Origin of the sequence: Mucilaginibacter calamicampi, from assembly GCF_042676765.1 — a bacterium.
Lineage (GTDB): Bacteria > Bacteroidota > Bacteroidia > Sphingobacteriales > Sphingobacteriaceae > Mucilaginibacter > Mucilaginibacter calamicampi.
This window is the reverse complement of record NZ_JBHTHU010000005.1, coordinates 676905-690693: the sequence shown is the minus strand read 5'-3', so window position 1 is coordinate 690693 and position 13789 is coordinate 676905. Positions and strand designations below refer to the sequence as shown.

General features: G+C 44.1%; 8 protein-coding genes. 5 read left to right on the top strand and 3 right to left on the bottom strand.

Features of this window, described 5'->3' with window-relative positions:
* Window position 1 precedes the first annotated feature (1 nt).
* Entirely contained in the window at window positions 2–4519 is a 4518-nt protein-coding gene (gene gltB / locus ACFQZS_RS08750) for a glutamate synthase large subunit (protein WP_377099296.1), read from the bottom strand.
* A 355-nt stretch (window positions 4520–4874) separates the two neighbouring features.
* Here gltB and ACFQZS_RS08745 point away from each other — a divergent pair, with 355 nt between their 5' ends.
* The 4 genes from ACFQZS_RS08745 (at window position 4875) to ACFQZS_RS08730 (ending at window position 8985) form a co-directional block, all read left to right on the top strand.
* Window positions 4875–5366 (top strand): D-glycero-alpha-D-manno-heptose-1,7-bisphosphate 7-phosphatase, encoded by a 492-nt coding sequence (locus tag ACFQZS_RS08745; RefSeq protein ID WP_377099295.1) that lies wholly within the window; start codon window positions 4875–4877, stop codon window positions 5364–5366.
* 44 nt (window positions 5367–5410) lie between these two features.
* Window positions 5411–6937 carry a hypothetical protein gene (locus ACFQZS_RS08740; RefSeq protein WP_377099293.1) on the top strand — a complete coding sequence of 509 codons (1527 nt, stop codon included), beginning with the start codon at window positions 5411–5413 and terminating at the stop codon, window positions 6935–6937.
* Window positions 6938–7042: 105 nt separating this feature from the next.
* On the top strand, window positions 7043–8401 hold the full coding sequence (locus tag ACFQZS_RS08735; RefSeq protein WP_377099291.1) for a glycoside hydrolase family 27 protein: 1359 nt from the start codon (window positions 7043–7045) through the stop codon (window positions 8399–8401).
* Window positions 8402–8577: 176 nt separating this feature from the next.
* The gene (locus ACFQZS_RS08730) at window positions 8578–8985 is read left to right on the top strand and encodes a Dabb family protein (protein WP_377099289.1); all 408 of its coding nucleotides are present in this window, start codon (window positions 8578–8580) and stop codon (window positions 8983–8985) included.
* 294 nt (window positions 8986–9279) lie between these two features.
* Here the strand turns inward: ACFQZS_RS08730 and ACFQZS_RS08725 are convergent, their stop codons facing one another.
* Together ACFQZS_RS08725 and ACFQZS_RS08720 are read right to left on the bottom strand one after the other, a co-directional pair.
* The gene (locus tag ACFQZS_RS08725; RefSeq protein ID WP_377099287.1) at window positions 9280–10977 is read right to left on the bottom strand and encodes a GH39 family glycosyl hydrolase; all 1698 of its coding nucleotides are present in this window, start codon (window positions 10975–10977) and stop codon (window positions 9280–9282) included.
* A 128-nt stretch (window positions 10978–11105) separates the two neighbouring features.
* A complete protein-coding gene (locus ACFQZS_RS08720) occupies window positions 11106–12692 on the bottom strand; it encodes an aldehyde dehydrogenase (NADP(+)) (protein ID WP_377099285.1) in 1587 nt (528 codons plus the stop codon).
* Between the two features lie 203 nt (window positions 12693–12895).
* Here ACFQZS_RS08720 and ACFQZS_RS08715 point away from each other — a divergent pair, with 203 nt between their 5' ends.
* Window positions 12896–13780 (top strand): hydroxypyruvate isomerase family protein, encoded by an 885-nt coding sequence (locus ACFQZS_RS08715; protein WP_377099283.1) that lies wholly within the window; start codon window positions 12896–12898, stop codon window positions 13778–13780.
* Window positions 13781–13789: the final 9 nt, after the last annotated feature.

The following is a 13789-nucleotide window of genomic DNA, read 5'->3' as shown; positions in this document are numbered from 1 at the left end:
ATTAATTAACTGATTGTAATTCTAATTTTTCAATAACTTTCTTGTACTCTCTAGGAAACACCTTAATAAAGCGTTCAGAAACAACGCTCCAGTTTTTAAGGATATCTTTAGCCAGTTCGCTGCCGGTTAAGCTAACATGCTTGCGCAGTAACTCGCCTATCTGCTGTTCGTCTTTCGCGCTTAGCGGATCAAGGTCAACCATTTCGGTGTTGCAGTTTTCGGCAAAAGTACCATCAACATCATACACCCATGCTATACCGCCGCTCATACCGGCTGCAAAGTTGCGGCCTGTTTTACCTAATATAAGGGCTATACCACCTGTCATGTACTCGCAACCGTGGTCGCCTACACCTTCAACAACCGTTGTAGCGCCCGAGTTACGCACCGCGAAACGCTCGCCGGCCATACCTCTTACAAATAACTCGCCTGATGTTGCACCGTAAAGTGCAACATTACCAATGATGATGTTATCCTCAGGTACAAAGGTAGCTGTAGCATCAGGGTAGATAGCTAATTGCGCACCCGACAAGCCTTTACCTACATAGTCATTCGCTTCGCCTTCTAACTCAAAAGATACGCCTTTGGTTGAGAATGCACCGAAGCTTTGACCGGCTGGGCCTTTAAACTTATAATTGATGGTATTATCAGGCAAGCCTGCAGAACCATAAATTTTTGATATTTCGTTTGATAACAACGCGCCTATGGTACGATCTGTGTTTTTCACATCATAAGTACCGAATACAGGTGTTTTATCAGCTAAAGCTGCTTTTGCATCTTCCCACAGCTTCCAATCAATAATGGTAGCCATACCGTGATCCTGCTGTTCGCTATTGTAAAGTGTTGAGTTTTTGTCGTAAGTAACCGGGTGTAATAAGCCTGAAAGATCAATCTTATTAGCTTTCCAGCTTTTTAAACCATCTTTTACTTTCAGAAACTGAACACGGCCCACCATTTCATTAATGGTACGGAAACCCAATTCGGCCATTATCTCGCGCATTTCCTCTGCCATAAACTTAAACAGGTTAACAACATGCTCAGGTTTACCAGAGAATAGTTTACGCAATTCAGGGTCCTGCGTTGCAACGCCTACAGGGCAAGTATTTAAATGGCATTTACGCATCATAATACAACCGCCTGCAACCAGGGCAGCGGTAGCAACACCCCACTCTTCGGCACCTATTAAACAGGCAATAGCCAAATCTCTACCGGTTTTTAGCTGACCGTCTGTTTGCAGCACAACACGGCTGCGTAGTTTATTTTTCACCAAAGTTTGGTGCGCTTCGGCCAGGCCAAGTTCCCAGGGCAGGCCAGCGTGTTTTATAGAACTTATTGGCGATGCGCCTGTACCACCATCATATCCGGCTATCAAAATAACATCAGCATGTGCTTTAGCTACACCGGCAGCTATAGTACCTACACCCGCTTTTGATACCAGTTTAACGTTAATACGCGCCTGGCGGTTAGCATTTTTAAGGTCGAAGATGAGCTGGGCCAAATCCTCAATAGAATAAATATCATGGTGCGGCGGTGGCGATATCAAACCAACCCCCGGAGTTGAGTGACGGGTTTTTGCTATCCAGTCATCAACTTTATGGCCCGGTAACTGTCCACCTTCGCCCGGTTTAGCACCCTGCGCCATTTTTATCTGTAACTCATCCGCATTAGTAAGGTAGTTTGAAGTTACCCCGAAACGGCCTGATGCTACCTGCTTAATTGCAGAACGCATAGAGTCGCCGTTTTCCATGGTCTGGTAACGTATCTCATCTTCCCCGCCCTCGCCGGTGTTGCTTTTACCGCCAATGCGGTTCATAGCAATGGCCAGCGTACTGTGTGCTTCGTGCGAAATAGATCCGAAAGACATAGCGCCGGTAGCAAAACGCTTCATTATGCTCTCTGACGACTCTACCTCATCAATTGAGATGGCTTCGCGATGATGAACAAAATCAAGCAGACCGCGGATAGTGTAGTGTTTATCGCTTTGCTCGTTAACGGCTTTAGCGTAGTTTTTATAAACGTTGTAATCGCCGCTGCGGGTTGCGTGTTGCAGCAAGTGTACCGTAGTGGGGTTAAACAAGTGTTCCTCGCCACGACGTTTCCATTGGTAAATACCACCCTCGGGCAGTAATTTATTTTCTTTGTGCGCGGTAAAGCCTATGCGGTGTTTGCAAAGTGCTTCACGGGCAATCTCATCCAAACCAAGGCCGCCAATACGGGTAACCGCCCCGCAGAAGTATTTATCAACTACTGATTTGTTTAAACCTAATATCTCAAACACCTGCGAACCATGGTAAGATTGCAATGTAGAGATACCCATTTTTGAGAAAATCTTCAGTAAGCCGTCATTTACAGACTTAACGTAGTTCTTTAACAGGTATTTTTTATCCAGCTTGGTGTCAAGCGCACCGCTGTCTTTTAAATTCTCAATAGTAGCCTGCGCCATGTATGGGTTAATGGCAGTAGCGCCAAATGCCAGTAAACAGGCAAAATGATGTACTTCCCAAACGTCACCGGCTTCGGCAATAATGCCTACTGCTCCGCGTAAACCTTTCTTTATCAAATGGTGATGCACAGCTGATACCGCCAGTAATGATGGTATAGGTGCGTGCTCAGAGTCTAAAGCGCGGTCTGACAGGATCAATACTTCAAAACCATCGGCAACCGCGTCCTCTGCATAACGGCAAACGCGCTCAATACCTTTTTGTAATGAACCAGGGTTACCATCAGCATTGAAATAAGTTTGCAACGTTTTTGCGTGGAACATGCCTGTATCAATACTACGCACGCGCTCTAACTGATGATTTTTAAGAACAGGATGTTTAAGCGTTACACAATGGCAATGCATTTTATCCTCATCAAGCAAGTTACCATTGTTACCTATAAAGGTAGACAAGCTCATTACCAAACGCTCCCGAATCGGATCAATAGGCGGATTGGTAACCTGCGCAAAGAACTGTTTAAAATAACTTGACAAGTGCTGAGGTTTGTCTGACAGAATAGCCAGCGGAACGTCAGTGCCCATAGAGCCGATAGGTTCTTTGCCGTCAAGCGCCATTGGTTTAATAATGGTCTCAACATCCTCCCGTGAGTAACCAAACACCTGCTGATACTTGAATATCGCATCGGCACTCAGGTCAGCAAATGTTAAACGGGGCTCGGCAAGTTCTTCCAGTTTTATCTTATAGTTCTCTAACCAGCGGCCATAAGGCTGGCGCGAAGCTATTTGTTGTTTAATTTCTTCATCAGTAATGATCATACCTTTTTCGGTATCTATCAATAACATTTTACCCGGCTGTAAACGGCCGTTTTTGATGATGGTTTTGGGGTCTATTTTAATAGCACCTGTCTCTGAAGCTGCAATTACACGGCCATCATTTGTAATAGTATAACGTAACGGACGAAGACCATTACGATCTAACACAGCGCCAACCAGTTTACCATCTGTAAAGCTGATAGCTGCCGGGCCATCCCATGGCTCCATTAAAGTAGCGTGGAACTCGTAGAACGCCTTTTTTATCGGGTCCATCTGCTCGTTGCCATCCCATGCTTCGGGTATCAGCATCATCATAACATGCGGCAATGAACGGCCGGTATGTTGTAAAATTTCGATGATGTTATCTAAACAAGCCGAGTCAGATTGATTGTTATCAATAACAGGCAACAGCATCTCCATCTCCTCTGCACTGAAGTAGCTGGAAGCGTATGATTTTAAGCCCGAATAGAACCAGTTAAGATTACCTGTAAGTGTGTTAATCTCGCCATTGTGCGCAATTAAGCGGAACGGCTGAGCCAATTTCCACGAAGGGAAGGTATTAGTTGAAAAACGTGAGTGAACCACCGCCAAACCTGATGCCATACGCGGATCGCGCAGATCTGCATAATACTGGCGCACCTGGTAAGTAGTTAACTGGCCTTTATATATAATTACCTTACATGAAAATGAAGGAAAATAAAAGCTGTTACGTGCACCTGGCAGCGTTTCGGTTACAATTTTATTGATGTAACGGCGCAGTACATAAAGCTTACGCTCAAAATCGTCAACATTAGTAATAGAATGTGGCCTTGCTACAAAGATCTGCTCAACATCAGGCTCCGCGCTACGGGCTGTTTCGCCAATTACCGATGAATCTACCGGAGGCTTACGAAAACCCAGCTTATGTAAACCTAATTTATCAATAGCATTATCAATAATAGTACGGCAAGCTTTTTTCAGTACAGAATCTTTAGGTAAGAAGAGCATCCCTACACCATATTCGCCGGGTTGCGGCAAACTGATCTCAAGGTCTGAGCATTCTTCCATAAAAAATTCATGCGGTATCTGCATTAAAATACCCGCGCCGTCACCCGAGTCGGGGTCACAGCCACAGGCACCGCGATGCTCCATGTTCTCTAACATGGTAAGTGCATCATCAATTATTTGGTTGGTCTTATGTCCGTCAATATTGGTTATAAATCCCGTACCGCACGAGTCGTGTTCAAATTCTGGTCTATACAGGCCCTGGTCGCAATCAGTTTGATTCATCTCAAAAATTAAACCGTTAAAAAAATTGTATATCGTGTAATTACGAAAATACAGATTTTAACAGGCAAATTAAAACATTCCTAAACTTTTTTGATAATGCTAAATAATATCGCATTGTTAAGCGCTATTATTATAATATTTTTAACAATGATAACTTATTATTAAAAAAATGTAAAAAACAAAACAACTAAATTCTTTGTTGGCGGATGCTTATTTGCAGGCTAAACCTATCCTAAATTAATAAAACAAAGCCAATAAATCCAATAATGATCAACTTTTTATGTTTTAACACTATTATAAGGTTTGCAACCACACCCTTACAATTATTGCTAACTTTGCAAAAAACTACCATAAAATGCTTCAAAAGAATAAAGCTGTTTTTTTAGACCGCGACGGCGTGCTAAACCGTGAAATGGGCGATTATATACGCCGCATAGAAGACTTTGAAGTATTAGATAATTTTGCCGCGCTAAAAGAACTGCAGGATCGTGGATACCTGCTTATTGTGGCCACCAACCAGGGTGGGCTGGCAAAAGGTTGGTATAGCGAAGACGAGTTGGGGAAAATGCACCAAAAACTAAGAGACGACTACAGCGCTCACGGTGTGATGTTTACCGATTTTTTTTACTGCCCGCATCACCCCGATTTTACCGGAGAGTGCGATTGCCGCAAACCTAAACCCGGTTTATTGGTTAAAGGGATTGAAAAATATAACATAGACCCAACCCGTTCTTACTTTATTGGCGACCGTGAGCGCGATGTTGAGGCAGGTACCGCAGCAGGCGTAAAAGGCATTTTGATCGATAGCGATCAGCCAATAAGTACAGTGTTGGATATGATTAAATAAGCAGTCCAATCCTCCCCGGAGGGGGAAGGGCTTTAAAATAGTTTATGCCATTAGCCCACTCTTTTAAAAATATAGATTCCGTAATTGCTGCAGTAGCAGGTTTTTTCATTATACAACTTTATACCGCCTATAGCGGCATAGGGGTTTCGCCAGATTCTATTATGTACGCCAGCGCGGGGCGCAGCCTGGTTGACGAAGGGGCGCTCATCACCTTTAACGGTTTACCGTTGGTTGATTTCCCGGTGTTTTATCCCACCTTTTTGGCCTCGGTCATTTTCATTACCGGTATTGATCCTTTTACTTTCGGCCCCGTATTAAACGGCTTAATGTTTGCCACGCTGCTTTATTTATGCGGATGGATAATGCAGCGCTTTGTGGCTACAACCCACCTTTATAAATGCCTTGTGTTGGTAGCCATAATATTAAGCCCTGCCCTGCTGCAGATCTATACCTACTTATGGTCTGAAACATTGTTTATACTGCTCAGCATTGTGTTTATGGTCATATTCCGTAAATATATGGCTACGCGCAGCATTGCCTGGTTGCTGGCAGCGGCCCTTGTAGCATCAGTAAGTACTGTAACGCGCTACGCCGGTGTAACTATAATAGGCACGGGTGGCTTCATTTTATTGTTTGATCGCAATTTGGATCTTAGAAGAAAGATCATTCATATTTTAAACTATGGCCTGATGGCTTCGTCGCTGCTGATATTAAACCTGATGCGGAACGCGCTGCTCACCAAAACCATGACCGGCCCCCGCGAACCATCTTTGACCCCATTTACAGAAAACGTATACTATTTTGGCACCGTTATAGCCGAGTGGCTGCACATTGCTCCTGAACATTACGCGGTAGTATCGTCCCCGCTTGCCTGGCTGGTTTTACTCACCTTAGCAGGCCTGCTGGTTTATCAATTGATAAAGGGCGATATGTCGGCCTATGAAAACGTCGCGCTTACGTTTGCATTAATTTACGGGTTATTCATTATCATATCATCCACCTTTTCACGTTACGAACGCATCAATCCCCGCCTGCTGTCGCCAATGGTCATTCCGCTGATATGGAGCCTTACCAATTGGGTGTTAACAGCCTTTAGAAACATCAGGTTCGATCAGCAGAAACGGCGCATAATTAACTCGTGTTTTTGCCTGTTGATGCTTGTGTTTATAGCCAATGAAGCTTACGCAGATTGGGACCGCCATCACGATCAGCATGATTATGGTAATCCCGGCTATACGGATGACGAATGGAACAACTCAAAATTTGTTACTTTTTTAGAGAACAACAAACATATTTATAAACCGGGCGTCCCTATTTATTCTGATGCCAACGAGGCCGCTTACTTTACATCAGGCATACGCTGTAAAAACCTGCCACACCGTTTCTTCCCGCAAAAAATCGCAGAGTTTTATAAAGTGCCACATTACTACCTTATCTGGTTTGAGAAACTGGAAAACCCCGAATTAATCAATTTGGAGCATGTTATGCAAAGACAAAAGCTAGTAAAGCTGTATGATTTTGGCGATGAAGGAGCGGTATATGAAATGAAGCCGGAGTTGAACGGAAAATAATAATGACATTATATTTTTGGCAGGCATACAATATTTAGCGTGTCATTTTAATTGTTCAGTTCACAATTAATATATAGTTTTGGTGATAACCAACAATATTACCTAATGACCTCTGTATTTTTTAAAAAAGCAGCAATAGCCCTGACTTTTTGCGCCATTACCCTTTCTGTATCCGCTCAAACCAAATCAAATTTTAAAAGCTGGGCGCAAACCCCGCCAATGGGCTGGAACAGCTGGGACAGCTACGGACCCACAGTTACCGAAGCTGAAGTAAAAGCAAATGCAGATTATATGGCCGCCAACCTTAAAAAGCTGGGTTGGGAATATATTGTTGTGGACATCCGCTGGTTTGTTGAGAACGATAAGGCAGGCGGCTACAACCAAACCGACCCTATTTATGTAATGGATGAGTACGGCAGGTATTTGCCATCTGTCAAAAAATTCCCGTCATCGGCAAATGGCAAAGGCTTTAAGCCATTGGCCGACTATATGCACAGTAAAGGATTAAAATTCGGCATCCATATCATGCGGGGTGTGCCCGTAAAAGCCGTTAACGAAAAACTTCCTATTAAAGGCGCTAACGGTATAACTGCGGATAAGATCTACACTACAGAACTGCAATGCAAATGGCTTAGAGATAACTACACCGTGCTGGCTAATAAACCCGGCGCGCAGGAATATTATAACTCTATAATGGAGCTATATGCTTCATGGGGTGTAGATTTTATTAAAATAGATGACCTATCCCGCCCCTACCACCTGGGCGAGATTGAACTGATTCGCAAAGCGATTGATAAAACAGGCAGACCAATAGTATTAAGCACTTCTCCCGGCGAAACACCGATTGCCAATGCAGACCACGTTAAAGAGCATGCTAATATGTGGCGCATGGTTGATGATGTGTGGGACATTTGGAAAGACCTGCCCCACCTGATGAACGTTGCACAAGGCTGGTACCCGTACATCGCGCCCGGCACCTGGCCAGATTGCGACATGATACCGCTGGGCCGCATAGCCATTCGCGGCGAACGTGGTAAGGACCGCATGACACGCCTTACAAAAGACGAACAGTATTCGCTGATGTCGTTTTTTACCATACTCAGATCACCGTTAATGTTCGGTGGCGATCTGCCGTCAAATGATGCCTTCACCACGTCGTTACTTACCAATACCGCTGTGCTTAAAATGCATCGCGAAAGTACAGATGTAAAGCAATTGTTTATGAAAGACGGTCTGTTGGCTGTTACATCGCGCAACAGCAAAACGGGCGAGCGTTACATAGCGCTATTCAACATCGGCGATAAAGACACAAGGGATATTTCAGTAAACCTGAAAGACCTGGGTGTAACGGGAAAAGTTAAAGTAAAAGACCTGTGGAGCGGTGCAACTAATACGCAAACCGATGCTGTACTATCCCGCTCAATTGCACCACATGCAAGTGTGTTGGTGAGTGTAGGGAAATAACAAACTGTGTCATTGCGAGGTACGAAGCAATCGCGGACTGTGCATACCGCCTTTCTGCGTGCGATTGCTTCGTACCTCGCAATGACAATTTTTTCCGGCTACTTCTTTTTAAATTAGACCAAAACACTTTAGCTTATATTGCAAATAAAGTATTTTAGTAAACTATTACGCACTTTATGAAATCAACCAACAGAAGAAAATTTATAACAACCACAGCCGCTTTGGCTGCAGGTACAGCAGCATCAGCCATGTCAACAAATAACGCAGCCGGGAAATATCCGGTAGTACACCACGTATTGTTCTGGTTAAAGAACCCTAACTCAAAAGCCGACCGCGATAAGTTAATAGCCGGTGTAAAAAGCCTTGGCAAAATTAAAACCGTACGCGAATTACATGTAGGTGTAGTAGCCAGTACAGAAAAACGCGATGTAGTTGATAACAGCTGGGCGGTTTCAGAACTGATGCGTTTCAGTGATCTGGCCGGACAGAAAGCTTACCAGGATGATCCTATTCACTTAAAATTTGTTGAGGAGTGCAGCCCGCTTTGGGAAAAGGTGATTGTGTATGATGCGATAGAAGCATAAAAAAACACTGCGTGCTGTTGCAAAAATACATGCAACACTTTGCAACACTTGCAACAGCGTTTTTTGCATATAATTGATTATTAGTTATTTACGATTATTGTAAGTTTAAACATGCAACACTTTGCAACGGACCTATTCGTCAGGAAATTTAGCTGTAAAATTAATATAACGACCTCTATATCAAACACTTAAAAAGTGTGCATTTTTCAGGCTTTTTAAGGATATGCTGCAACAGTAAAAAGGGCCTTTGCAAATTTGCAAAGGCCCTTTTTTTGTTTAGTTTATTACAGATAGTTACCAATCCAGTTTTAACAGTGCTACTCCCTGCCTTGCCAATGAGGTACTTATGGTAAGGTTACCATTTTTTACGGCCAGTTTTTGTGGTTTACCAACGGCTTCCAGCATACCTGCTTTTTCTAACGCGGCTATCTGCTCTTTCGTTGGGGTCTGCGGCGCCCCCATCTTTTTCCATACTTCGTAAGAGTTGCTGTGCGTAGCATCAACCAGGTACTGCGTTAGCGTAACGCTTGTCGTTTTTAATCCCTTTAACGATACGGCTACAGGCTCAGGCGGCGATTGGATATCCATATCATGATAGTTCCATAACATTACCGTAGCTTTTTTCGCGTCTTTGGCAGCCAAAGCGCCAACATCTGTTTGCTGTCCGCGCGCGCTTGAATCAACAAAGGTTCTGAGCGGATACATGCGGCTACCGATGACCTCTACCCTTTTGCCTGACATTTTACCAAACATGCGGAACACGTTCAGCACAGGCTTATCAACTCCGTTGGTGGCCAAATCGCGGAAACCATAAAACCATGGCTGATCCTCGAACTCAAACGCCCAGGTAACCGCACCTTTAAAGTTAATGCCTATCTCATCTGCCAGGGCATACTTGCGCGCGAAAGACGCCGCGGTATAGCTTGGATACATGGTACCATTACGATAAGCATTTTGCGGGCTGGTTACCATGCCGCAGGCAGCACAACCCTCAGGGTCAGATTCGCCTATAATAATAGGCAGGTTCTTAAGCGTTGGGAAAGATGCAACTATGTTAAAGCCTTTCTGTATATCCCGCATCTGGGTGCCAACATTCATACGCACAACACCATCAACCAAAGTTGGTGCCCCCTTAGCATGGAACGAGATAAGGTCTATAGGCGTGCCTACCTTACCAGTTACATAGTTAGTACCCGATACGCAATGGGTAAGGAAGTCGGTTAAAAACTTGGTGCCTCCTCTGCCACCGGTACCGGCTACATCGGCCCCGCCTATTTTAGCAGTTGGCAAGGCGCGTTTAACCGCGTCTACAGTATAATCATATAATTTAAAGAATTCTTCGGGAGTACCTTTCCAGTATTCAATGTTAGGCTCGTTCCATAGCTCCCAGTACCAGCTTTCTACCTCGGTTTTGCCGTAACGGTCTACAGAGTGCTTAACCCATTGGTAAACCAGCTCTGCCCATTTATTGTAATCTTTTGGCGGATAAGCCCAGCCGGTGGCGATAGAAGACCTGCCGCCGGGTGTCCAGCTGTGTTTATAAGGATCTGGTTTGGTAGATAGCGCTTCGGGCATAAAACCTATTTGTGCAAATGGTTTCATACCGCGTTTTACGTAGGTATCAAAAATACTGTCAACCAATCTCCAGTTATAAATTGGCTTGCCATCGGCATCCTCTGTATAAGCGTTGGTTGAACCCCATTTTAGCTTGGGTATACCATCGCCTGTAACTAACATGCTGTGCGCACGTACATGTACCGGTACGGGGCTTAAAGCAGCAATCTCTGAAAGCAGCTTCTTGCCATCCTTCATATACGTATAATTAGGCTCGTCATAACCAAACCAGGCCCACATGGGGTACATAGCGCCAACCTCCTTATCCAGGTTTACCTGGATGGTGGCCGGGGTGGTTTGATTTTGCGCTAAACTGTAATTGCACCATACAGCACAAAGTACCAGCAAGGTGCCACAAGCTCTTAATGATCTTAACATAAAACGGAATTTTGGTTTACATGTCAAATATAATGAAACATTGTTGAATTATTGTAAACAATAAAACAACAAAAAAGCGGCCTGTCTTTTTCAAACAGGCCGCTTCAATATTAAACTTTGAAATAAGCTTATGCTTTATCTTTTGTCCAGTTGCCATCAACTAAACGAAGGATGTTCAATGGGTTATCTCTTTTCAAAGCATCAGGAAGCAGATCATCAGGGAAATCCTGGAACGCTACCGGGCGCACAAAACGCAGGATAGCGCCTGTACCTACCGAAGTTGACGCGGCATTGCTGGTTGAAGGGAACGGACCGCCGTGTACCATTGAATGGCAAACCTCAACACCTGTTGGGTAGCCACCATAAATAACACGACCAGCTTTTTGTGTGATAATGCTCACTACAGGTAGTAAAGCTTCTTTATCGCCATCAGCAGCATGAACGGTAGCTGTTAACTGGCCTTCTAATGAGTTTAATACGCTGTGTAATTCGGCAGCATCTTTACAAAGCACAAATAGTGTAGCAGGGCCAAACACCTCTTCAGTAAATGCTTTATTACTTAAAAACGCTGATGCTGTAGTGCTGAAAGCTGACGGACGAGCCTCTGCTTTATCTGCATTAGCCGCGGTAGCAGCTTCGGCAACCAAAGTAGCACCGGCACCATTCAATGCATCAATGCCATGCGCATATGCTTTGCAAATGTTTTTGTTCAGCATAGTACCGGGTACGGTATTAACAAATTCGCCTGCGAATAACGCTATAAATGCTTTGCTGGCTTCGCTCTCTATCATTAAAACCAAACCAGGGTTAGTACAGAACTGACCAACACCCATAGTTACAGAACCAGAAAGAGCTTTAGCTATCTTTTCTTTTTGAGTTTGCAACGCGTTCTCCATCAACACAACAGGATTAATAGCGCTCATTTCCGCATAAACAGGAATGGGCTCAGGGCGCGCGTTAGCAGCGTTAAACAACGTCATACCTACGTGGCGTGAACCTGTGAAACCAACCGCTTTAATAACCGGGTTTTCAACCAGTTTAACTGAGTGTTCGTGGTTTAGATATACTGATGAGAACACACCTTCGGGCATGCCGGTAGCCTGTGCAGCTTTAGCAATAGCCGAGCTAACCAGGGCATTGGTGCCCGGATGAGATGAGTGTGATTTTACTATAACAGGGCAACCGGCAGCTAAAGCAGAAGCGGTATCGCCACCGGCAGTTGAAAATGCTAACGGGAAGTTACTTGCGCCGTAAACAGCCACGGGGCCCAGAGGAATTAACATTCTGCGTATATCTGATTTTGGCAGTGGCTGACGATCAGGTTGCGCGGTATCAATGCGGGCATCTAACCACCATCCGTCGCGCAGTAATTGCGCAAATAATTTTAGCTGGCCGCAAGTTCTGCCACGCTCACCTGTAATACGGGCAACCGGCAAACCAGATTCGGCACTACATCTTTCAATCAAAGCATCGCCCAAAGCCATTATCTCATCGGCAATGGCATCCAAAAATTTGGCGCGTTGCTCATAAGAAGTTTCGCGGAATATTGGGAAAGCTTTTTCAGCCAAAGCAATGGCTGTATCAAACTCTTCCTGGGTAGCCTGGGTAAATTTCTCAGGCAGGTATTCGTTTTTTGCAGGTGCAAAAGACTGGAAGGTTTTGTCGCCTTTTGCGCTGTTTTTAAATCCAATAAAATTATCAGCTATAAGTGTCATAAAACTTTTTGGGTATATGTTAAAGGTTATATTTTGTTACGCAAATATGGGCTTTTCCTTTACAAATCGTGCCTGTTAATCGTCATTTTTTGTAAAAGTAGTGATAGAAAGAAATCGTTTTCGAATTCATTATTAAAATAATCTTTTCTAAATTGCTGCAATCAATTTTAAGCCGGGGCGCTCGTCCGCAATAATGCATTATCATGAAATTAAACCGTAGATCAACCATAAAACATATGCTTACCGGAGCTGCCGTACTTTCAGCCAACAATTTGTTGGCTTCGCCCCTGGCGCAGACAGATTCAAACACACCTTATTTGCCCTTGAAAGGCAATATCAACCACTCGGTTTGCAGGTGGTGCTACAAAGAGCTTGAGCTGGATGTGCTATGCGCGGAAGGTAAAAAAATAGGGCTTAAAGGGATTGACCTGGTTGGCCCGGCAGACTGGCCCACGCTAAAAAAACATGGCCTGCATTCGTCTATGTGTAATGGTGCCGAGATCAATCTGGTTGACGGTTTTAATGATAAAAAGTTTCATGGCGAGTTAATAAAACGGTATAGCGATATGATCCCCTTAGTTGCTAATGCGGGTTACACCAACCTGATATGCTTTAGCGGTAACAGGCGCGGAAAAACCGACGAAGAAGGATGGCAAAACTGTGTGGAAGGGTTGAAACAGTTGCTTCCGCTGGCCGAAAAACATAAGGTGGTGTTGGTTATGGAGTTACTAAATAGCCGTGTTGACCACAAAGATTACCAATGCGATAAAACAGCATGGGGTATTGAACTTTGCAACCGCTTAGGCTCTGAAAATTTTAAATTACTGTATGACATCTACCATATGCAGATAGACGAGGGCGATGTAATTGCTACTATCAAAAAATACAATAAGTATTTTGCTCACTATCATACAGGTGGCGTACCGGGCCGACATGAAATAGACGAAACGCAGGAGTTATACTACCCCGCCATTATGAAGGCTATTGTTGAAACCGGATACAAAGGTTTTGTTGCACAGGAATTCATCCCAAAAGAAAAGGGACAGGTTGCCACGCTAACAAAATGTGTACAGTTGTGTGACGTGTAGTTCTCTCCT